16 protein-coding genes and 1 pseudogene are annotated in these 22,506 nt (G+C 66.2%); 6 read left to right on the top strand and 11 right to left on the bottom strand.

Annotated elements, in window-relative coordinates; all coding sequences use genetic code 11:
- The first annotated feature begins 388 nt into the window (after positions 1–388).
- Positions 389–1,543: an MFS transporter gene (locus Q0743_RS26465; RefSeq protein WP_298244419.1), complete on the top strand. Its 1,155-nt coding sequence runs from the start codon at positions 389–391 to the stop codon at positions 1,541–1,543.
- Between the two features lie 158 nt (positions 1,544–1,701).
- Positions 1,702–4,545, top strand: coding sequence for a winged helix-turn-helix domain-containing protein (locus Q0743_RS26460; RefSeq protein WP_298244418.1), 2,844 nt, complete (start codon positions 1,702–1,704; stop codon positions 4,543–4,545).
- A 120-nt stretch (positions 4,546–4,665) separates the two neighbouring features.
- Here the strand turns inward: Q0743_RS26460 and msrA are convergent, their stop codons facing one another.
- From msrA to Q0743_RS26430, 6 genes are all read right to left on the bottom strand, one after another.
- Positions 4,666–5,181, bottom strand: coding sequence for a peptide-methionine (S)-S-oxide reductase MsrA (gene msrA / locus Q0743_RS26455; protein ID WP_298244417.1), 516 nt, complete (start codon positions 5,179–5,181; stop codon positions 4,666–4,668).
- Between the two features lie 138 nt (positions 5,182–5,319).
- A complete protein-coding gene (locus Q0743_RS26450; protein WP_028143735.1) occupies positions 5,320–5,742 on the bottom strand; it encodes an OsmC family protein in 423 nt (140 codons plus the stop codon).
- 110 nt (positions 5,743–5,852) lie between these two features.
- The gene (locus Q0743_RS26445) at positions 5,853–6,701 is read right to left on the bottom strand and encodes an enoyl-CoA hydratase/isomerase family protein (RefSeq protein WP_298244416.1); all 849 of its coding nucleotides are present in this window, start codon (positions 6,699–6,701) and stop codon (positions 5,853–5,855) included.
- Positions 6,702–6,727: 26 nt separating this feature from the next.
- Positions 6,728–8,041, bottom strand: coding sequence for an epoxide hydrolase family protein (locus Q0743_RS26440; protein ID WP_298244415.1), 1,314 nt, complete (start codon positions 8,039–8,041; stop codon positions 6,728–6,730).
- Between the two features lie 247 nt (positions 8,042–8,288).
- The gene (locus Q0743_RS26435) at positions 8,289–8,978 is read right to left on the bottom strand and encodes a VOC family protein (protein WP_298244414.1); all 690 of its coding nucleotides are present in this window, start codon (positions 8,976–8,978) and stop codon (positions 8,289–8,291) included.
- Positions 8,979–9,021: 43 nt separating this feature from the next.
- Positions 9,022–9,690 (bottom strand): sensor histidine kinase, encoded by a 669-nt coding sequence (locus Q0743_RS26430; protein ID WP_298244413.1) that lies wholly within the window; start codon positions 9,688–9,690, stop codon positions 9,022–9,024.
- Positions 9,691–10,016: 326 nt separating this feature from the next.
- Here Q0743_RS26430 and Q0743_RS26425 point away from each other — a divergent pair, with 326 nt between their 5' ends.
- Together Q0743_RS26425 and Q0743_RS26420 are read left to right on the top strand one after the other, a co-directional pair.
- The gene (locus tag Q0743_RS26425) at positions 10,017–12,890 is read left to right on the top strand and encodes a winged helix-turn-helix domain-containing protein (RefSeq protein WP_298244412.1); all 2,874 of its coding nucleotides are present in this window, start codon (positions 10,017–10,019) and stop codon (positions 12,888–12,890) included.
- A 118-nt stretch (positions 12,891–13,008) separates the two neighbouring features.
- Positions 13,009–13,716, top strand: a complete 708-nt coding sequence (locus Q0743_RS26420) for a hypothetical protein (protein WP_298244411.1) — start codon at positions 13,009–13,011, stop codon at positions 13,714–13,716.
- A gap of 48 nt (positions 13,717–13,764) precedes the next feature.
- On the opposite strand, the gene Q0743_RS26415 is transcribed toward Q0743_RS26420, so the two are convergent.
- Entirely contained in the window at positions 13,765–16,641 is a 2,877-nt protein-coding gene (locus tag Q0743_RS26415; RefSeq protein ID WP_298244410.1) for a winged helix-turn-helix domain-containing protein, read from the bottom strand.
- 477 nt (positions 16,642–17,118) lie between these two features.
- On the opposite strand from Q0743_RS26415, the pseudogene Q0743_RS26410 reads away from it, so the two are divergent.
- Positions 17,119–17,547, top strand: a pseudogene (locus Q0743_RS26410) (helix-turn-helix domain-containing protein); the annotation flags it as partial.
- 286 nt (positions 17,548–17,833) lie between these two features.
- Here the strand turns inward: Q0743_RS26410 and Q0743_RS26405 are convergent.
- The 3 genes from Q0743_RS26405 to Q0743_RS26395 all read right to left on the bottom strand — a co-directional run bounded on the left by Q0743_RS26405 (position 17,834) and on the right by Q0743_RS26395 (position 20,884).
- Positions 17,834–20,155 carry a molybdopterin guanine dinucleotide-containing S/N-oxide reductase gene (locus tag Q0743_RS26405; RefSeq protein ID WP_298244409.1) on the bottom strand — a complete coding sequence of 774 codons (2,322 nt, stop codon included), beginning with the start codon at positions 20,153–20,155 and terminating at the stop codon, positions 17,834–17,836.
- Positions 20,156–20,378: 223 nt separating this feature from the next.
- Positions 20,379–20,561: a hypothetical protein gene (locus Q0743_RS26400; RefSeq protein ID WP_298244408.1), complete on the bottom strand. Its 183-nt coding sequence runs from the start codon at positions 20,559–20,561 to the stop codon at positions 20,379–20,381.
- 128 nt (positions 20,562–20,689) lie between these two features.
- The gene (locus Q0743_RS26395; protein ID WP_298244407.1) at positions 20,690–20,884 is read right to left on the bottom strand and encodes a hypothetical protein; all 195 of its coding nucleotides are present in this window, start codon (positions 20,882–20,884) and stop codon (positions 20,690–20,692) included.
- An 86-nt stretch (positions 20,885–20,970) separates the two neighbouring features.
- Here Q0743_RS26395 and Q0743_RS26390 point away from each other — a divergent pair, with 86 nt between their 5' ends.
- Positions 20,971–21,486 carry a ferritin-like domain-containing protein gene (locus Q0743_RS26390; RefSeq protein WP_298244406.1) on the top strand — a complete coding sequence of 172 codons (516 nt, stop codon included), beginning with the start codon at positions 20,971–20,973 and terminating at the stop codon, positions 21,484–21,486.
- 71 nt (positions 21,487–21,557) lie between these two features.
- On the opposite strand, the gene Q0743_RS26385 is transcribed toward Q0743_RS26390, so the two are convergent.
- Positions 21,558–22,493, bottom strand: coding sequence for a U32 family peptidase (locus Q0743_RS26385; protein WP_298244405.1), 936 nt, complete (start codon positions 22,491–22,493; stop codon positions 21,558–21,560).
- Positions 22,494–22,506 lie beyond the last annotated feature (13 nt).

The following is a 22,506-nucleotide window of genomic DNA, read 5'->3' as shown; positions in this document are numbered from 1 at the left end:
CCACCGCAAGCCCGGCTCGCGATCAAGACGACGACGAGATCGCCCCTCTTGGTGAACCAGGATGGGCAACACATACGCGAAAACCGAATTTCGGTAAAGTGGAATATTTTTGCGCGGATGGATTGACAGAGCGCGACCACAGGCACGGTCCGTAGCCCGGATGGAGCGCATCGTAATCCGGGACAGTTGAAGCCGCCAGGCGAGCGGCCCTTGATGTCGCTTCGCTCATCCGGGCCAGGCGCAGACGATCGGCACCGGTTCCAATGATCGAACACACGTCGATCGAAGCACCGTTTCAACCGCGACACTTCATACCCGCCACAGACATAAAGTCGCGACAATCCTCGGGCTTGTCGATCGTCCTGCCCAGCTTCTCCCCGGAGTTCCCATGTCTTCTGCCGATCGGCCTGCGACGCGCCTTGCGACCCGGCTTGCCTTCCTCGTCGCGGGCTTCGGCATCGCGTGCTGGGCGCCGCTGGTGCCGTTCGCGAAGACGCGGCTCGGTGTCGATGACGGCGTGCTCGGGCTGCTGCTGCTCAGCCTCGGCATCGGCTCGGTCGCCGCGATGCTGCTGACGGGAATCATGAGCGCGCGCTACGGCAGCAGGCCGATCATCGTTGCGGGCGGCTTCGGTCTGGCGCTGGTGCTGCCGCTGCTCGCGGTCGCAAGCGCGCCCGCAACGCTGGCGCTGGCACTATTCGCCTTCGGCGCCGCGCTCGGCTCGATCGACGTCGCCATGAACATCCACGCCGTCGAGGTGGAGCGCGCCGCGGGGCGCCCGCTAATGTCCGGCTTCCACGCGCTGTTCAGCATCGGGGGCTTCGCCGGATCGGCGCTGATGACGGCGCTGCTCTCGCTGCAATTCGGCGCGCTCGCCTGCACGCTGATCTGCTCCGCCCTGATGCTGATCGCGATGGTCGTGACCTGGCCGCGCCTATTGCGTTCGGCACAGATGCAGGAGGGCCCGCTGTTCGTGCTGCCGCACGGATCGGTGCTGCTGCTGGCACTGCTCGGCGCCATCACCTTCCTGGTCGAGGGCGCCATGCTCGATTGGGGTGCGCTGCTCGTGATCGGCGCTGGCCTCGTCTCCGAGGCACAGGGGGGAATGGGCTATATCGTGTTCTCGATCGCGATGACGATCGGGCGGCTCGGCGGCGATGCCGTCGTCGCGCGCATCGGGGACCGCGCGACGTTGCTCTGGGGCAGCCTGATCGCGATCGGCGGGTTTGTGGTCCTGCTCACGGCGTCCGTTGCGGCGGTCGCCATGGCCGGATTCCTGCTGATCGGGCTTGGCGCGTCCAACCTCGTGCCGGTGCTCTTCCGCCGGGCGGCCCGGCAAACGGTGATGCCGACGGGCCTTGCGGTCGCGGCGATCACCACCGCCGGCTATGCAGGGATCCTGATCGGCCCTGCCGGCGTCGGCTTCGTCGCGCGTCTTGGCGGATTGCCCATGGCATTCTGGCTGCTGGCTGCGCTGATGGGCCTCGTCACGCTGTCCGCGCGCGTCGTCACAAAGGGCGCGGCTCCGACCATGGCGAGCTAACCCCTTCCGTTTCAAGCCTAATTCAGGCCGGCCGGGGCGATCCAAGCCATCCGCGCAGGTCTGCCAGCCATGCGGCTTTCGGCCAGTTTACTGGACGCCTCGTTCTGCTAGACCACAACAAAATACCTTTTTGACTCCCGTTGCGGGGGCGATGGTACGTGCCAGCTGATAATAACCAAGACTCGGTCGTTTCATTCGGGCCATTTCGGCTGTTTCCAAAGTCCCGGCTCCTGGAGAAAGAGGGGGAGCCGCTTCATGTCGGCGGCCGCGCGCTCGATATTCTCATCCTGCTGGCCGAGCGCCCGGGGGAAGTCGTCGACAAGAGAGAGCTGGTCAAGCGCATCTGGGCCGAAGTGAATGTCGACGAGGGCAGCCTGCGCTTCCATGTCGCAGCGCTGCGCAAGGTGCTGGGCGATACCGGCAAGTCGGCCCGTTACGTCCTCAACGTGCCGGGCCGCGGCTATTGCTTCGTCGCCTCGTTCGCTCAAGCAGCCCCGCAAGTCGCGCCAGCCCCCGCCGAGATCGCTCCTCCCCGCTCCCTGCCCGCACAGCTCGCGAAGATGGTCGGGCGCGAGGAGGTCATCGAGAAGATTTCGAACGGCCTTGCCCTCCATCGCTTCATGACCGTGGTCGGCCCGGGCGGCATCGGCAAGACCGCCGTCGCCGTCACGGTCGGGCATCGCCGCTCGGCGGATTTCGGCGGCCGCGTCTTCTTCGTCGATTTCAGTCCGCTGCGCGACGCCAGCCATGTCACGACCACCATCGCCTCCGTCCTCGGACTGACCGTCAGCTCGGAGGATCCGACGCCGGCCATCCTGACCTATCTGAAGACCGCCCCGTCCTTGCTGATCTTCGACAGTTGCGAGCATGTGCTGGACAATCTGGCACCGTTCGTCGAGCGCATCGTTCGCGAAGCGCCGCAGCTCCGTGTGCTCGCGACCAGCCGCGAGTCGTTCCGAAGCGAAGGCGAGCGGATTTTCCGGCTGTTCCCGCTGGATTGTCCGCCCGAACGCGAGGACCTGGAAGCCGCCGAGGTTCTCGCCTACCCGGCCGCGCAGCTCTTCGTCGAGCGCATCGCGCAGAGCTCGGGGCCATTCCAGCTCAGCGCCGAAGAGGCGCCGCTCGTCGCCAGCATCTGCCGGCGCCTCGACGGCATCGCGCTGGCCATCGAGCTCGCGGCGGGCCGCGTCAATGCGTATGGCATCGCCGGCACGGCCTCCCTGCTCGACAGCCGCTTTTCGCTGCAATGGCGGGGGCGACGCACGGCCGTTCCGCGGCACCAGACGCTCGCCGCCGCGCTCGACTGGAGTTACGACCTGCTGCCTCCGGTGGAAAGCGCGACGCTGCGACGACTGTCGGTGTTCGCCGGGCCGTTCGCGCCGGAGGCCGCCGCCGCGGTCGCCGCCGGCGACGGCCTCAGCACGTCCGAGACGCTGGAGGCGATCGACAGCCTGGTCACAAAATCGCTGATCTCGCCTTCCGGTTCGCGCGCGCTGCGCTATCGCCTGCTCGACACCACGCGCACCTACGCGCTCGGCAAGCTGAACGAGCTCGGCGAAAGCAGGCAGTTCGCGCGGCGCCATGCGGAGCATTTTCGCGACTTCTTCGCGCGCGCGGGGACCGACATTTCGACGCCGCTGCCGGAATGGCTGAACACCTATGGCGGCGAGCTGGACAATGTGCGCGCAGCGCTGGACTGGTCTTTCGCGGCGGGCGGCGATGCAGGGCTCGGCATCGCGCTGACGGCGACCGCGGTGCCCCTGTGGGTCCGTCTGTCGCTGTTCGCCGAATGCCGAGAGCGCTGCCGGACGGCACTGGCGGCGCTCGGCGACGACGGCGGCAACGACCGCATCCGCATGCAGCTGCTGGCGGCGCTCGGCTGGTCGCTGATGTATGGCGAGGGCCGCGCGCGCGAGGCACGCCCGATCCTCGAGACGACCCTCGAACTGGCCGAGAGCCTCGACGACAAGGATTTCCGGCTGCGCGCGCTCTGGGGCCTGTGCATCGACCAGTTCAACAACGGTCAGTTCGGCAAGGCCCGTGCACTCGCCGACCGCTTTGCCAACGCCGCAGCGAATTCATCCGACGACACCGATCTCATGCTGGGTGACCGCCTGATGGCGGTCGCGCTGCACTATCTGGGCGACCAGAACGAGGCGCGGCAGCATATTGATCGGGTGAACGCTTCGCTGCATGTGCTGGTCACGAAGCCGAAAATATTCCCGCTCGACCTCAGGATATCGACGCAATATTTCCGGGCCCGCATCCTCTGGCTTCAGGGCCTCGCCGACCAGGCCCAGGCGCTGGCCGCTGACAACATCGAGGAAGGCCGTGCCAACGGCCACGCGCTGACCTTCTGCAGCGTGCTGGGGCAGGCCGCCTGCCCGATCGCGTTCTGGTCCGGCGACTTCGATGCCGCCGAGCGTCACGGCGCCGAGCTGCTCGAGCACACCGAGCGCCACGCGATCCGGCCGTGGGGCCTGTGGGCACGGGCCTTCAACGCCGCGGTCATGGCGAGGCGCGGCGACATCGCCACGGGCCTGCCACTGCTGCGCGAAGAGCTCAATCGTGCCGGCGATGCGCGCTTCCTGCCGCGCTTTCTGCCTTTGCTCGCCGAGCTCGCCAGTTGCTTGCTGGAAGCCGGACAGGTCGACCGCGGCCTCGACGTGATCGAGGACGTCCTGGCCCGTTGCGACGACCGGCAGGAGCGGTGGTATCTGCCGGAGCTGATCCGCATCAAGGCAGAATTGATGCTCAGAAGCGCGCGGCATGCGGGAGATGCCGAGGCGCGCTTTCGCGAGGCGATGGGCATAGCCGCCCAGCAGGGCGCGCGCTTCTGGGAGCTGCGTTGCGCGACCAGCCTCGCGCGGTTGATGATCGGAGCCGGCCGGCGTGCGGACGCCAAGTCGGTTCTCGAGACTATCCCCGGATCATTCGCCGAGGGGGCCGATTTCGCCGACCTGCGCATGGCCCGCGAGCTGACGGCGCAATTGCGCGCCTGACGGCCTGCTGCGACCCGATCCAGAGCGCGATGAGATCTGCATGAATCGTCACCGCGCTCAGGATCATTGTTCGCGCATGATCTCTCCGGAAAACCGCTTCGCGCTTTTCCGGATCATGCTTCAGCCTCCCAGCGCGGTCGCCCGGCGCGGCAGCTTCCAGTCGGGCCGGATGAAGTGGCAAGTGTAGCCGTCCGGATAGCGTTCGAGATAATCCTGATGCTCGGGCTCGGCCTCCCAGAACTCGGCTGCGGGCGCGACCTCGGTCACCACCTTGCCCGGCCACAGGCCGGATGCCTCGACATCGGCAATGGTGTCCGCGGCGATGCGCTTCTGTTCCTCGCTCGTATAGAAGATCGCCGAGCGATAGCTCGTGCCGAGATCATTGCCCTGACGGTTGAGCGTGGTCGGATCGTGGATCTGGAAGAAGAATTCGAGCATGGTCCGGAAGCTGGTCTTGGCGGGATTGAAGATGATCTCGATCGCCTCGGCATGGCCTTCGTGATTGCGGTAAGTGGCGTTCTTGACGTGCCCGCCGGTGTAGCCGACGCGCGTGGAGATCACGCCCGGCTGCTTGCGGATGAGGTCCTGCATGCCCCAGAAGCAGCCCCCGGCCAAAACTGCGCGCTCTGTCGTCATTTGATGTGCTCCCTTTGATCTCGATATCCGTTCTGCAGCTGCCGCATCATATAGGCATCCGACCGGCGGCCGAAAGCCGCGCATTGCATTCGGTCCATCCGGTCGCCAGGCCGGATGGACCCAAAGCGAAGCTCGCGCTCAGCCCAGCTTGGCGTCGAGCGTGATCGCGGCGTTGAGCACCTTCGAGACCGGGCAGTTCTTCTCGGCCTCGCCGGCGATCTTGGCAAAGCCTGCATCGTCGAGGTTCGGCACCTTGGCGCGCAGGGTGAGCGCCGACTTGCTGATCTTGAAGCCCTTGCCTTCGGGCTCGAGCGTGACGGCGGCTTCGGTCGAGAGCTCGTCCGGCGTGAAGCCGGCCATCTGGAGACCGAAGGCCAGCGCCATGGTAAAACATCCGGCATGGGCCGCCGCGATCAACTCCTCGGGATTGGTCCCCTTCTCGTTCTCGAAGCGGGTCTTGAACGAATAGGGCGTCTGCGCGAGCACGCCGGATTCGCTCGTCAAATGACCGGTGCCATCGCGACCGGTGCCCTTCCAGACTGCTGTTGCCTTGCGGATCATCATGGTTCTCCTGGTTTATGTTTGAGCATCGCCGCTCGTACCGGGTAAAGGCGACATCGGCGTGGCGCCCCCTGCCCCTTCAAAACCGGTCGAGCGCCGCCGCGGTTCCGTCAGCTGCCGATCTGTCCGACGTGGAAGCCCAGCCGGTTCTCGACGTCGCCGGCGCGATGGAAGCCGCGCGCCATCAGCGTCTTGAGGCGGGTCTGGCTCGCAGGCCGGCCGAGCGCGGCCAGGAACGCGTCCCATTCCGGCTTGATCTCCACATCCGGCGGCAGGCTCGCGACATCGACAAGGCGCTTGGTCTCGGCGATGGCCTCCTTGTCGAAAGACGCGATGCGCATCGCGAGCGCCTCGACGAAACCGTCGAGCTCGGCATCTGGCATCGACCGGTTCACGTAGCCGTAGCGCTCGGCGAGATCGCCATGAATGTCGTCGGCGCCGAGCAGCACTTCGAGCGCGCGACCACGGCCCATCAGCCGCGGCAACCGCGCCATCGGTCCGCCGCCGGGCACGAGGCCCGCACCGACCTCCCATTGCGACAGGATCGCCTTCTCGCGGCTGGCAAAGCGCATGTCGCCCGCGAGCGCGAGCTCGCTGCCGACACCGGTCGCGCGGCCCCGGATCGAGGCGATGGAGACGACGGGCGCGCGGCTGAGACGCACCAGCGTGTCAGGCAGCGACTGCAGGCCCGTCGGCCCCGGCGGAACGGCAAGCGACTCCTCCGGCGGCGCGAGGAAATCGTAATGGGTGATGAAGAAGCCTTCGACGGCGCTGTCGAATACCACCACCTTCACATCAGGATCGGTCTCGATCGCGGTGACGATGTCGCTGAGCAGCGGAAGATGCCTCGGGCCGAAGATGTTCACCGGCGGCATGTCGAAGGTGACACGCCAGTAGGTCGGCAGGCGGCGCTCTAGGCGGATCTCGTCGGTCGTGAAGCTACGTTCGGGGCGGTTCATGGTTGCAACTCCTGATCAGGCTGATGTCAGATCGACTGGCGCAGCGGGCGGAACGCGGCGCGCATTTCCGCAGTGAACAGCGCGGGCTGCTCCCAGGCCGCGAAATGGCCGCCCTTGTCGAGGCGGTTGTAGTGCGTCAGCTTCGGATAGGCCTTCTCGGCCCAGCTGCGCGGCGCAGCGTAGATCTCGTCCGGGAAGACGCTGACGGCGACCGGGATCTTCACGTGCTTGGGCGCGAAGAACACCAGCTTGTTCTCCCAGTACAGCCGCGCCGAGGACACGGCGGTGTTGGTGAGCCAGTACAGCGTGATGTTGTCGATGACGTCGTCGCGCGTCAGGCCTTCCGTCTTGCCGTCGAACACCCGTGCGATCATCGCGGCGCTGCGCGCATCGTGATCGAGCATCCAGGACGCAAGGCCCGCCGGCGAATCCACGAGGCCAAGAAGCGTCTGCGGCCGGTTCGACATCTCGATGGCATAGCCGAGGCCGTGCTTGTAGAAATCGTCGAGCTGGTCGTAGGCAATGCGCTCCTCGGTCGAGAGGTTCGACGGCCGCGTCCCGTCGGGCTGCAACGCCTTGGCGATGTCGTCAGGGACGGTCGCCGGCATGTTGGTGTGAATGCCGAGCAGCTCGGGCGGCGCGATCAGCGCCATCTGCTCGGTGACGGCATTGCCCCAGTCGCCGCCTTGCGCGACATAACGGCTGTAGCCGAGGCGCTTCATCAGCACGATCCAGGCCCGCGCAATGCGCTGGGGATCCCAGCCGAGCGTCGCCGGCTTGCCGGAGAAGCCGTGGCCGGGCAGCGAGGGGATCACGAGATCGAACGCGTCGGCCGCCGTTCCGCCATGCGCGGTCGGATCGGCGAGCGGGCCGATGATCTTCATCTGCTCGATGATCGAGCCGGGCCAACCATGTGTGACAATCATCGGCAGCGCATTCTCGTGCCGGGAGCGGACGTAAATGAAATGGATGTCGACGCCGTCGATCTCGGTGACGAATTGCGGCAGCGCGTTCAGCCGCGCCTCCATCCGGCGCCAGTCGTAATCGCTCTGCCAGTAGCGCACGAGCTGCTGCACCGTCGTCAATTGCACGCCCTGTGACTGGTCGGCAACGATTTCCCGGTCCGGCCACCGTGTCGCCGCAAGGCGACGGCGCAGGTCAAGCAGATCCGCCTCGGGCACATGGACCTGGAACGGCCGGATCGCGTCGCTCACCGCCGCCTTTGCGGAATGCAGCGGCAGCAGGCTCGAGACGCTGGCGGCGACCGCGGTCATCGCGGCCTGGCCCAGCAATTGGCGGCGGTCGGGGTTGAGAATGTCGGCGCGAGCTTGCGTGGTCATTTTGAATCTCCCTTGCTTTGGTCGGTGACGCTGACCGAATTCGAAATTCGGCGCGTCGGTTCGTGTGCAGAGAGACTGGCGCAGGCGCGCCCCATTTGCTCGTTATGGATTGTTAGAGCGCGTTATCCCTTGCGAGTCCTCGCGATTGAGGTGATCGACGGATCGGTGTCGCAAGGCGAGGCGATACAACGCAAACGGCGCGCGATGAGGACATCATCGCGCGCCGTGACCATGACGTGCGACAGCCTCAGGACGGCAGCGTTTGACCGGCCTGCTCGCGCACGATGTAATCAGCGTACCACTCGGCCCAATTCTCGTCGTGCCCGCCGGTCCGCGTCTCGTGCTCGCCATGCGCCACTGCGGCGCGGCGCAGGGCCGCGGCCAGATCGGTCGATGAAGCAAACGTGGTGTCGCCCCCCGCGATGCGCCCCGGCAGCCGCGTCGTGACTTCCTGGAACAGCCAGCCATTGCCGTCGGGATCACTGAACGAGGCGAACGAGCTGTAGCTGCCGCGCTTCGGATCGGCGCCGCCGACGCGAACGCTGCCGAACAGATATGGCTCGTCGGGACCGGCATGGTCATCGCCGGCACCGTGGAACGGTTCGCTGACCACGATGCCGCGATCGAGCAGATCCTTTCGCGCAGCGTCGAGATCGGAGACGATCAGATAGAGGCCGCGTGCCGACCCGGGAGCAGCGGCCGTGACGTTCCTGCCGAAGATCACCGAGCACGCCGATCCCGGCGGCGTGAACTGGATCACGCGCCAGTCGGCACCTGAGGTGAAATCAGCATCCAGTCGCCAGCCGAGACGCGCGTAGAACGCCTTGGCGCGGTCGACATCGGACACCGGGATCACAATGACCTCGAGCTTCAGATCGACGCTGCGAGACTTCGAGGGCGTGGTCGCGCCTTCACGGTCGATTTCGATGGTGGCCATGTCGAGCTCCTGATGAAAGCGGAATACAAGCACGCACGATTCTTCAGACGGCAGGCGGCACCGCGATCGTCACCCGTGTGCCGCCCTGCCCGGCCTCGCCGTGCAAGCGCGCATGGATGCTGCGTGCGAGCCCTTCCAGGATGCGGCTGCCGGTGCCGTGCAGCGGAGCGGTCGCGCCAATGCCGTTGTCGGCCACCGTGCAAAGCCAGGCACCATCACGCTGGGCCACATCGATGCGGATCAGTGCGCCGCTCCTGTTGGGAAAAGCATGTTTTGCCGCATTCGTGACCAGCTCGGTCAGCATCAGCGCGAGCCGGTGGCACTGCGCAGCCGGCAATGTGCCGCTTTCGACTGCAGCTTCGCAGCGGATTCCTGCCGGCTCCAGCACCGCTTCGGATAACGCCCCGCACAGATTTTCGAAGAAGGGCGCGACGGACACCATCGAAGGCTCATCATTGTCAGAGAGGAGCTGGTAGAGCCTGCCGAAGGCAACGATGCGCCGCTCGAGCCGGTCCACCGCTTGCGACACATCCCCTCTGCCTGCGCGCGTGAAATCGCGCCGAACCGACGCACCGAGCAGAGTCAGCGTGTTCTTCATGCGATGGTGGGATTCCCGCAGCACGAGCTCCCAATCACGCGATTGATCATCGAGACTGGCAACGAATTGAGATCGAACGAATTGGTCGTTCGGCCGAGCGCCGATACCGGACATCATAGCCTCCCCGTGGAATAGGACCTAACTCGAAGGCTATCCTGGATGCGTCGCGCGCGTTTGGCTCGTTAGACGTTGCAAGATTCTGTTATGATTGGCCTCGACCGCAATCACGCCACGAACCGTGGCCGCGACGGTCAAGTCCACTGACGAATTGTCATAGTCGGGTCGTAAGCCGCTCGTCTTTAAGAAAAAATCGGCAGCGGCTCGTCCCGTGCGCCTGGCGAGCGCCACGCGATTTCGCCACTTTCGGCCAGTTTACTGAGCGTGTCGATCTGGTAGATCAAGGTTGCGGATTTCAGCCCTCTCACTGGGAATACCGTCCCGTGGCGGACACTAACGAGCAGGATTCGGTCATTGCCTTCGGGCCGTTCCGGCTGTTCGCAAAGTCGCGGCTGCTGGAGAAGGACGGCGCCCCGCATCACCTCGGTGGCCGCGCGCTCGATATCCTCATTTGTCTCGCCGAGCGAGCGGGCGAGGTCGTGGACAAGCGGGAGTTGATCAAGCGCGTCTGGGCCGACGTGAATGTCGACGAAGGCAGCCTGCGTTTCCACATCACGACGTTGCGAAAAGCCTTGGATGACAAGGCCTTGAACGACAAGGCTTCGGGCGATGCCGGCGAAGGTTCCCGCTACGTGATCAACGTGCCCGGACGCGGCTATTGCTTCGCGGCTCCGCTGCTCCGGGCCGCGCCACCGGAGATCCGGACCGACGATACCGCCGCTTCGCCCCGCTCGCTGCCGGCGCCGCTCGCGAAGATGATCGGACGGGACGATGCGGTCGAGAAGATTTCCGCCGAGCTTGCGCTGCATCGTTTCGTCACGATCGTCGGCCCGGGCGGAATCGGCAAGACGTCGGTCGCCCTCGCCGTCGCGCATGCCGAGCTTGCCGCCTTCGATGGCCAGGTGCGTTTCGTCGACTTCGGCGCGCTGACGGATGTCGGGCTCGTTGCGGGCACGATTGCGGCCGCGCTCGGCCTCACCGTCAATTCCAACGACCCCGTGCCGGGCTTGCTGACCTTCCTGCGCAGCCGGCGGATGCTGCTGGTGTTCGACAGCTGCGAGCACATCCTCGACGAGCTCGCCCCTCTGGCCGAGCGCCTCGTCCTGGAGGCGCCTGGGCTGCATATCCTGGCCACCAGCCGGGAATCCCTCCGCACCGAAGGTGAGCGCGTCCATCGGCTGTTTCCGCTGGATTGCCCACCCCAGCGCGACGGGCTCGGCATCGCCGACATCCTTGCCTATCCCGCAAGCCAGCTCTTCGTGGAACGCATTGCGGAGAGCCTGAGCGAATTCGAGCTCAGCGAGGAGGATGCCCCGCTGGTCGCCGAGATCTGCCGGCGGCTGGACGGCATTGCGCTCGCTATCGAGCTCGCAGCCGGACGTGTCAACGCCTATGGCATCGCGGGAACCGCCTCGCTGCTGGACAGCCGCTTCTCGCTGCTGTGGCGAGGACGGCGGACCGCGATTCCGCGGCACCAGACCCTGAGCGCAGCGCTCGCCTGGAGCTACGATCTGCTGCCGTCGGCCGAAAGCGCGACGCTGCGCGGATTGTCGGTGTTCGTCGGGCCGTTCACGCTGGAGGCCGCGCTGGCCGTCGCCTCCTGCCAGGACATCAGCGAGCCCGAGGCGGTGGAAGCGATCTCGAACCTGCTCTCCAAATCGCTGATTGCGACCTCGCCCGCAGAGCGTCGGCTGCGTTATCGCCTGCTCGACACCACCCGCGCCTTCGTCGCCGACAAGCTCGCCGAGAACGGGGAAACGGACCGCGCCGCGCGCGCCCATGCCGCATATTTCCGCGACTTCCTGCGCGACATCGCGCTCAAATCCACGGGCATGCAGAGCGCGGGCGGTTTCCTTCCCTATGCGGACCATCTGCCCAATGTCCGGGCAGCGCTGAGCTGGAGCTTCTCGGACGGCGGCGATCGGGCGATCGGGGTCGATCTTGCGGCTTCAGCCGCCCAGTTCTTCCTCGAGCTGACCTTGCTGACGGAGTGCTACCGCTGGACGCAGCAGGCCCTTGCTTCGCTCGAAACCGACACCATCGACAGCCGCCAGGAGATGACGCTGCAGGCCGCGCTCGGCGTCTCCGTGATGTTCACACAGGGCAATACCGAAGCGGTGCGCACCGCATTCACGCGCAGTCTCCAGCTTGCCCGGGAGCTCGAGGACCTGCACTGGCAGCTCTGGCTGCTGCGCGGATTGCATATCTACCTGACCAGGGTCGGAGATTTTCACGGTGCGCTCGGCACCGGCGAGCAGGGTGAGAGCGTTGCGCGAAAGCTGAACGACCCCGCCAGCACGTTGAACGTGGAGTGGATGCTCGGTGTCGCGCATCATTTGATCGGCAACCAGGACAAGGCCGTGCAGTTCTGCGCGAGCGCGATGGTGCATAATCCCGGCTCGCAGCGGCTGAATATCGGGCATCTCGGTTACGACGACCGCATCGTTGCGCTGGTGGCGCTGGCGCGCGGACTGTGGCTGACGGGCCGGCCCGAGCGCGCGATCGAGGCGGCGCGATACACGGTGCGCGAGGCCGAGCTGCTCGAACAGCCGCTCACGCTCGGCATCTCCCTGATCTGGACGATTTACGTGTTCCTCTGGGTCGGCGACTGGGCCAACGCCGAAATTTTGATCGAGCGGCTGATCGATCATTCCGCGCGGCACTTCCTCGGCCCCTATCACGCGGTCGGCATCGGCCAGAAGGGCGAGCTGCTGCTGCGACGCGGCGACGTCGACGGGGGCATCGAGCACCTCCGCCGCAGCCAGGCCACGCTCTACGCCACCCGGCACCGGATCATGACAACGGTGTTCGCGACGGCGCTTGCCGAGGGTCTCGCCTCCCAGAATCAGCCGGACGAGGCCCTGCAGACGATCAATGAGGCCATTGCCCAGGTCCCCGATCATGGCGAATCCTTTGACATGCCGGAAATGCTCCGGATCAAGGCCGACATCCTCGCCGGGTTGGGCAATGCGGCGGAGGCCGAGAGCACCTTGCGCAAATCGCTCGATCTGTCCCGGCGCCAATGCGCGGTCGGCTGGGAGCTTCGCGGGGCGATCAGCCTCGGCCGGATCTGGCAGCGGGCCGGCAAGACCGGCGACGCGCGCGCCCTGCTCACCCCGCTCGTCGCGCGCTACGAGGAGGGCTTCGAGACGCGCGATCTGATCGCCGCCAGGACGCTGCTGGGCGTCCTGAATTGAGAGCATCTTCAACGAGATACCGCCATCCCGCCCGCTCGCAACTCCTAACAACTTCTAACACGCCAAGCCGCATCGGCCCCGCCATGGTGGAGACACTGCACGGTGGATATGGCGGGACATGGCGCTTCTTGATGATGTGATTGATGCCAGCGGCGGAATGGCCCGCTGGAATAGCTTGAGCCGGTTCACGCTCCATCTTTCCGTTGGCGGAACGCTGTTTTCCAACGCCGGCCATGCCGGGGAATTCAAGGACGTGACGGCAGAGGGCTCGCCCCGGACGCAGTCGGTCCGCTTTACCGGCATTACCGGCGGTGAATATTCCGGCTCCTTTCAGCCCGAGGCGGTCACCATCGAGAGCCCGGATGGCGAAGTCCTGCGGACCTGGCGCAACCCGAACCTCGCGTTCCCCGAGGCCAGCCCGCCCGCGCTCGCAGACGAGCTGCATCTCGTCTTCTTCTGCGGCGTGACGATCTGGAACTATTTGACCAACCCGTTCCTGCTCGCCCACGAGGACGTCGTGGTGGAAGAGCTGCCGCCCTGGCAAGAGGGAAGCGAAACGTGGCGGCGGTTGCGGGCGCGATTCCCCTCGCACATCATCACGCTTGCTCCGGAACAGATCTTCTATTTCGACGAGAGCGCCCTGCAGCGACGCACGGATCACGATCTCTTCGGAATGAAGATCGCACACTCATCCTGGGCTCATGACAGCTTCGGCGGCATCGTGGTGCCGACGCTTCGACGCATTCAGACGTTGCGGCCGGATGGAACCGTGGTCGCAAGGCCCGTGCTCATGGACGTCGAAATCTTCGACGCCGTCTTCGAATAGCGGCGACGCGCGCTTGCCTGCCGACGGCCTGCCGCTGCTTCGATGCCATCAGTCCGGCTGATCCAGCATCAGCCGTGCCGTTCTGAGATCGGCGGTCTCGAAACCCTCGGAGAAGCGGTCGTAGGTGCTCGCGAGTGCACCGAGTGGATCCGGCACGCCCTGCCGCTTCCGCAGCCGTGCCAGCGACATCTCGGTCCGCAATCGCCAGGACAATGCACCCTGTTGCTCGGCCAGCGCAACCGACGCGACGAAATCCGCTTCGGCGGCCTTGAGGTCACCGCCATGCAGCTCGAGCTCTCCCCGCAGACGAAGCAGTTCCGGCATGTCGAAGGCACCGCCTTCCTGCTCGAGCCGCGCGATGGTCTCGTGCAGCACCTCGCGCGCTTCCGGCAGCCGCCCCAGGGCGACCAGCCCCTGAGCGAGATCCGCGGCGAACGCCGATGCATAGAGCTCGTAGCGATCGGCGTGCAGGCGCGCAAGCGCCCCCCGCAACAGCTCGACGCCGCCCGTCGCCTCGCCGCGGGCGATCATGGTCTGCGCCCGAAAGCCGGTCGCGACCGCCTCGTAAGGCACCAGCCCGTGCATGCTCGCATGCGCGGCCAGGCGGATGGTCATGGTCTCGACGGCGGACCAGTCGCCAACCCATCCGAACACCGAGGCGGACCAGCAGAGCGCGATACAATGCATGACCACGTCGCGCGGCGCTGACACGCCGATCAGCGGGCGGACGCATTCGAGCGCACGATCGGGATATCCGCGCAGCCACAACACGCGCGCGAGCGGGATCTGCGGCGTACGCGCATAAGCGAAATGCCCGGGCTCCGTTCCGCGCAGAGCAGCGTCGTCGCGCACGCCCTCGTCGAGATGGGCCTGCGCCGCGGCCTGGTCCCCGGTGAGATGACAGGACACGCCGAGGAGTGCCTTGCTGCCGGCGATCCCTGCGGTGTCGCCGATCAGGCGGGCGATCCGCTCGGCGTGAAGCGCCGTTGGCACCAGATGCCGGTAGCCGCCGGTCCGGCGGTAGAACATGTTCAGGCGAGACAGCAGGCGGAAGGTGCTGGCGTTGTCGCCCAGAGCTTCGGCAATCTCCAGCCCGCGCCCGAGCGCCGCTTCGGCCTGCGCGCTGTTGCGCTCGGTGAACATGAAGGCGTGACCGAGCGTCGACTGGAGCTCGAGCTCCCACCTTCCGCCCCGGCCGGCGCCGTCGAGAGCTGCAAGGGCGCGATCGGACCAGCTGCGCGCCTCGTTCAGCAGATTGAGCTCGACGAATAGCCTTGCGCAGCTGCCGGCGAGCGGCACGCGCAAATCGGCGCCCACATCGTTGACGAAGCTCCATTCCAGCGCGGCACGCGCATCGGCGAGCAGGCCCGCGCGTTCCTGCGCGCGCGACGCCTGGCCGCTGCCGCCGATCTCCCCCATGCCGGCTTCGAGCGTGCGCTGAACGTACAGGGCATGGCGCCACGCGGTCGCATCCACCTGGCCGCCGTCGGCCAGCTTCTGCATGGCGTAGGCCCGCGTCACATCGAGCAGGCGATAGCGCCGCGATGCGCCGTCCGGCTGCGCGGACACCAGCGACTTGGCCACGAGCTGCTCCAGCGCATGGGCGACGCGATCGTCCGGCATCTCCTCCGCCGCCACCACCGCAATCGCCCCCTTCAACGTGAAGTGACCTGCGAAGACGCCGAGCCGCTGAAACACGATGCGCTCGCTCTCGCCGATCAGACCGAAGCTCCAGTCGAGCGTGGCACCGAGCGTCTGCTGCCGCAGGGGCGCCGTCCTTCGTCCGCGCCATTCGAGCTGCGGATGGCTGTCGAGCAGCGCCGCCATCTCGCGCAGCCCGTAAAGGCCGACGCGCGCGGCCGCGAGCTCGATCGCGAGCGCGATGCCGTCGAGCTTGCCGCAGATCCGGGCCAGGACTTCCGCATCCTCCTCGGTGATGTCGTCCCGATGACCCGCCGCGACCGCGCGGTCCACGAACAGACGCACCGCTGGATAATTCAGCACTTCGCCGGCGCTGAGGCGGGCATCCTGCGGCGGACCGGGCAGCGGAACCAGATCGAAGATCTTCTCGCCCTCCACCAGCAAGGACTCGCGGCTGGTTGCGAGGATGGCGACGCCGGGTGCCTCACGGTAGATGTCTTCTGCAAGGCGCGCGACCTCGTCGATGACGTGCTCGCAGCTGTCGAGCACGAGAAGCAGCCGCCGTCCGCGCAGGAAATTGAGGATGCTGCCCGAGGGATCGTTGTGGTGCACGACGAGACCCAGCGCGGCCGCAACCGTGCTCGACACCAGTGCGGCGTCCTTCAGGGGTCCGAATTCGAGGAAATGCACATTGCCGTCGAACGTGTCGCACATCTCATGCGCAAGGGCGGTCGCGATGGTGGTCTTGCCGATGCCGCCCGGCCCGCGCAGCGTGACGAAGCGATCGCGGAGCAGGCGCGGCCTCAGCTCGGCCACCACCTCGTCCCGCCCGATCATCCGGTCCAACCGATGCGGCAGAGCCGGCGGCTCAGCTTTGTGAGGCGCCTGCGACATCAGCGCGGGCGCTTCCGCACGCCTGCCATGCCGCACGGGGGCGACGAAGCAATAGCCCCGGCCCGGGATGTTGGTAATGTAGCGGGTCCCGTCCTTGCCATCGCCGAGTGCCTTGCGCAACTCCGCGACATTGACCCGCAGGTTGATCTCCTCGACGGAGAGCCCGGACCATGCGTAGCCGAGAATCTCGCTCTTCGGCACCACCTCGCCGGCACGGCTGACGAGCAGGCGCAAGATATCCATCGCGCGGCTGCCGAGCTTGACCGCCACGCCGTCCTTCTCCAGCAGCCGGGAGCGCAGCGAAAAGGGCCCGAACGAGACGGTGTCGAGATCGAGGATCGTTCCGGCGTCACCGCTGCGGGCGCCATCTCCTGCCGAGAGCTCGGTCACATCTCGCTCAACTTGCTCAACTTGACAAATGCTTCATCGAAACGCGGGGGGAATATACAAGGCATCGATGCGAGGTCCAGTGAGGGCGCCGCACGGATCTCACACCGGCGCTGACCGCCCATGCGAGATCCGCGTTCCCCTCAAACCCCTCAAATCCGCGCAAATATCTGGCAGATTGGACACAATCGGAGCCTGCGGCGGGCTGTCGCACGAGCCTCGCGCGCACAAAATCTAACAGATCCTAATCACCACTAACGAGCGTCCTGGCCAGCTCACGCCTATCCTCCGAGCATGGAAAGCATTGGGTCTGCGCGTTTGCCGATCGTCGCAAACAGCCGCAAAACCTGGAGAGGACGAACGATGTCGAGCAACTTGCACCCGGCGCATGCCTGGATCGAGCTTCCGGCCGGCGCGCGGAATCACGAGGTTCTTCGCCCCACACCGGTGATCGCCCGGGACAGCCAACCCGCGGGAATGGAGCTGCCGCGTGTCAGGGTCAATGCCTTGCCGAAATGGCGGCTGCGGCGGGTCGAGCAATACATCGCGAATCATTTCGACCGCTGCATCAGCCTGGCCGAGCTCGCGAGTGTCGCCGGCCTGTCCAGGATGCATTTTGCAGCCCAGTTCCGCGCCGCGACCGGCTTCCGGCCCCGCGAATATCTGCTGCGTCACCGGACCGGGCATGCCAAGACGCTGCTCGCAACCACCGAGCGGCCATTGGCTGAGATCGCGCTGGCGGTCGGCTTCAGCACCCAGGCGCATTTTTCGACCGTCTTCAAGCGCATCAGCGGCGAGTCTCCGGCGCGCTGGCGCCTTGCCAGCAAGGCTAATCGGCCCACGGTCGAAGTCCCCTCACCGCGTCGTCCTTCCCCGGAGCGGGATTGGATGGCCAGCGCAGCCGCTTGAGTATCGGCCGGCTCGCGCCCTCTCCTCCCGGGCCTGCGAGCTTCTCGGGGCCGCCCTGATCCCCCACAGGACGGCCCCATTTTTCGAGGTGGGCTATGCGTTACGCTGCGTCCTATCCAGCTCACATGGTGTCCCCGGACAAGCCGCAGCGCGCGAGCGTTGCGGCGCAGAGCCGGGACCCAGAAGGCGACAGCATTCCGTGCGGAGCGATGGGCCCCGGCTCTGCAGCGCACCGCTGAAGCGGCGCTGCGCTGCGTCCGGGGCACGAGGCGTAATAACAGCGCGCCTACGCCGGATCGAACGCGCGGATCGGCGGCAGATTGCCGGTGAACTTCTCGACCTCCACCGTCGTCAGCTGACCCGTGCAGCCCTGCGCCAACGATGAAGTGCCGAGGTCGCGGGTGAGCACGTTGGGATTGCCGTGCACGCAGAGCGGCGCTTCATCTTCGGGATCCATCGGATCGTACCAGGCCCCGGTCGGAAGCTGCACGACGCCGGCCGCGATGCCGTCGGTGACGTGGACCGCGGCAAGGCAGGCGCCGCGCGCGTTGAACAGGCGGATGATGTCGCCGTCCTTGATGCCGCGCGCATCCGCGTCAACCGGATTCATGCGCGCGACCTCACGGCCGCGATGTTTCGCGCCGAGCGAATGCCCGCCGAAATCGAGCTGGCTATGCAGGCGCGTCACCGGCTGGTTGGCGACGAGGAAGCACGGCGCGCCGGGTTTGGGCATGTCGGACTTCTCCAGCCAGACCGGATGGCCCGGGCAATCCGCATCGCCATGGGCCGCGATCTTCGCTGAATAAACCTCGATACGGCCGCTCGGCGTCGGCAAAGCATGGTTGACGGGATCGTCGCGGAAGCGGCGCAGCCTCCCGCCATCGTCTGGCTGCTGCGGCACGACCAGGCTGCCACGCTGCCAGAATTCCTCGAAGCTCGGAGCCTCCAGACCGCGCTTGGCAAGCGAGGCGCGGGTCGGCTCGTACAGATGCTCCAGCCATTGCCGCGACGTGCGCCCTTCGGTGAAGGGCTCGCGCGCGCCCAGACGTTCGGCGAGATCGGCGAAGATGTCGTAATCGTCGCGCGCGAGGCCAAACGGCTCCGCGATGCGGTGCATCGCAACCATCAGGGGATCGTTGGTGGAATAGCCGATGTCCTCGCGCTCCAGCGTCATGGTGGCGGGCAGCACGATGTCGGCGTGACGGGCCGTCGCAGTCCAGGCGAGCTCGTGCACGACGAAGGTGTCTGCTTTCGCAAACGCCTTGCGCAGGCGGTTGATGTCCTGGTGATGGTGGAACGGATTGCCGCCGGCCCAGTAGACGAGGCGGATGTCCGGATAGGTGCGCGTCTCGCCATTGTAGCGATAGGTGGTGCCGGGATTGAGCAGCATGTCGGCGATGCGCGCCACCGGAATGAAATCGGCAACGCCGTTGCGGCCCTGCCCCAGCGTCGGCCCGGGCACGTCGTTGACGCGGCGGCCGTAATAACCGATCGCCCCCAGCGAATAGGCGTAGCCGCCGCCGGCAAGGCCGATCTGGCCGAGCGCTGCTGCCAGCACCATGCCCATCCACACCGGCTGCTCGCCATGCTCGGCGCGCTGCAGCGAATGCGAGACGGTGATCAGCGTGCGCTTGCCGGCCGCGCGGCGTGCCAGCTTGCGGACGGTGTTCGCGTCGACGCCCGAGATCGCGGCAGCCCATTCGGCATGCTTGGGTTGGCCGTCGCTCTCGCCCATGAGATAGCGCAGGAAGACGGGCCAGCCTTCGGTGTAGCGATCGAGGAAGGCCTGGTCGTGCAGACCTTCGCTGACCAGCGTGTGGACGATGCCGAGCATCAACGCGGTGTCGGTGCCGGGCACGCAGCTCATCCATTCGGCGCCGGCTTCCACCGGCAGATCGTCGCGGAGCGGGCTGACCAGGACGAACTCGCAGCCGCGCCGGCGCGCCGCTTCCATCGCGCCGCGCTCGACGTGCTTGCTGATCGAGCCGCCGGCCACCATGGAGTTCTTCAGCGCCATGCCGCCGAAGGCCAGCACGAACTCGGTGGTTTCCGCGATCTGCTCCCAGGTGACGTTGCGCTTGGTGATGTCCTCATAGCCCGCCAGGATCTGCGGCAGCAGCACCGACGACGCGCCGGACGAGTAGCTGTTCACCGAGCGCACATAGCCGCCCAGCGCGATGTTGAGGAAGCGATGCACCTGGCTCTGGGCATGATGGAAGCGGCCTGCGCTCGACCAGCCATAGGAGCCGCCGAACACGGCCCCGGGACCGCGCGTGTCGCGAATGCGGCCGAGCTCGTCGCCGAGCAGGTCGAGGGCCTTCTCCCAGCTCACCGGGACGAACTCGTCGCGACCGCGGCGATCATCGGGGCCGGGTCCGCGTTCGAGCCAGCCGCGGCGAATCGCCGGCTGGGCGATGCGGGCCTGGTGGCGGAGCGCGCCGGGGAAATTATCGATGATGCCGTTGGGATCGGGATCGCCCGCATAGGCCCGGACCTCGAGCCCCGCTGCGCCCTGACGCGCCGAAAACACGCCCCAATGCGAGGTGTGCGGCTTGAAGCCATCAGAGAGGTCCAGACCGGGGTCGGGGAAGCCAATCGTATCGTCCATGTCTGATCCTTGTTCCGGCGGCCTGCAATCGGGGTGGTACTATACCGATCCGGCCCGGACGTCGTCGAGATCAGCCTTGACGGAATCGCTGGTCTGCTCCGCGCGGAGCCCGGCGGGCAGCCGTATCGCGGGGAACGAAAGGCTTTGCAGCTTCGTTGAAGTCACTGACGGCATGGGCCGGCAGAACTATTCCGTGCCGTACAACTCGCGACCGGTGGCCGCATCACTCGCCGGCGCAGCAATCCACCAACAGCTGCCAGATGCGCTGGGCCTCGCCTCGCTCGTATCCGTCCGGTACCTTCTCGGCACTGGGCTGACCGTAGCCGGCGACGGCGCTGATCTCGCGAGGAGCGATCCACCGCTCCGAGATCGGGTCGTACCATTTTCCGATGTTCAGTCCCGTCACAGCGATCTGCTCTCAGATGTGGTCAGCGGTTGAGCCAAGGCGTCTGCCGAACTTCATGCGGGTCGTTCGGCGACGCGTCATCCAACTTACCAATCATGAGCTCGCAAGTTCGTTCCTGCTTTTCCGCCTCATACCGGCCGGGCTGGATGAAGCGTGCGCGGATGCCGCTCGTGCAACAACCGCGCAAGCTCCTCACGTTCGGTCGCGCGCCCCTTCATGGCCGCTTCGAACAGCGCCTCCTGGATGTCGCGAGGCATATCGCCCCACACGTCCATCGCGGCGCGTCCGAGCAGGCCCGCAAGATGATCAACTCCATCGCTCATTCGGCTCTCCTGGTCTGCACACGGAATGGAACAGCTGCCAGCGTGGAGCGTTCCAGTGCCATCATTGTGAAAAGGAGGCGTCTTTTATGGGATTCTTCACCAAGGACATCAAGACGATGGAAGACCTGCTGCTGCACGGGCTGCAGGACATCTACTATGCGGAGCAGCAGATCCTGAAGGCGCTGCCGGACATGATCGAGAAGGCGACCAACAAAGACCTCGTCGCCGGCCTGAAAGCGCATCTGGAGGAGACCAACAAGCAGGTCGAGCGGCTCGGCAAGGTGTTCGCCAAGCTCGGCAAGGAGCCTAGCGGCACGCAATGCCCTGCCATCGACGGCCTCATCAAGGAAGCCAACGCGACCGCCGGCGAGATCGAGGACAAGGCCGTGCTCGACGCCGCGATCGTGGCCAATGCGCAGGCCGTGGAGCACTACGAGATGGCCCGCTACGGCACGCTGATCGCATGGGCCGAAGAGCTCGGCCACGACGATATCGTACGCTTCCTCACGACCAATTTGAACGAGGAGAAGGCCGCCAACACCAAGCTGAACACGGTGGCGCTTCGCAAGGGCGTCAACGCCAAGGCATCGAACGCGGCCTGATCGAGACCAGCGGTCCCGGTCGAGCTCAAGGACATGGCGGCCCGGCTCACGGGCCGCCATGGACTATCGGATCACACGCCGCCGATCTGCGGCGCCACGCCTTGCATGTCGCCTGACCGAGCGCGATGGTAGAGGTGACCCGGCTCGGCCCACAAGAATCCATTCGAGAACGGGACGCCGGGATAGGCCGTAGCAAGGCGGCGGTTGCCGCCGTCGACGTCGTCGCGACCGTCCAGCACGTCGCGAAAGATCTTCGCGATCTCGACCATGTCGCAATCCTGCGGCGACAGGCGCAGCGAGCCGACCTTGCTCTCGCGCAGGATGGCGGCCTCCCCCAGCAGATTGGCGCAGGTGTGCGACAGGGTCTGCACGCCGTTGATGGTCAGGAAGTCCTGCTGCTCGAGCGTGTTCAGAAGCAGCCCATCCGGGTCCTTCTCGCAGACGAAGCGGCAATTGTCCTTGGCGAGCTTGTGCAGGCGCGCATGATAGCAGCGGGCGGAGATGGCCAGCGGCACCCTGCCGAACGCGAACACCTCGGTCGTGACATCGGGAATGGCCTTCGCGATCGTCGCCACCGAAGCCAGCGGCAATTCCGGCGGCAGGCAGATGCGCTTCGCCCCGTGCGCGGCGTGGAAGGCTGCGCTCGCTTCGTTGTAGATGTTGACGAAGGGACCGATGGCGTGCGGCCGGCCTGCGAGCGCCCGGAGGCAGGTCAGATCATTCACCTCGACCATGGCGCCTTCGACCGAAGCGAGTTCTTCGGTCTGGCGGCGCTCGCGCCGCAGCGAGACCAGGATCAGCGAGCTCAGCAGCACCTGCTTGCCCGCGCTCTCAAGACGTTCGACCACGGCAGGAATGTGGTCGGCGAAGAACGGCGAGCGTTTGGAGCAAACGATCTCGCCGACGGAGACGACGTCGACCGGCGCTTCATCGGCGATCCGGAGATAGAAATCGCGCCAGCGTTCCGGCGCCCAATTGTAGAGAACAGGACCGAGGCTGAGTTGCATCGCTGGATCTCAC

This window comes from uncultured Bradyrhizobium sp., assembly GCF_936943645.1.
Lineage (GTDB): Bacteria > Pseudomonadota > Alphaproteobacteria > Rhizobiales > Xanthobacteraceae > Bradyrhizobium.
Note: the sequence above shows the minus strand (reverse complement) of the source record. Positions and strands in the feature narration are given on the sequence as shown.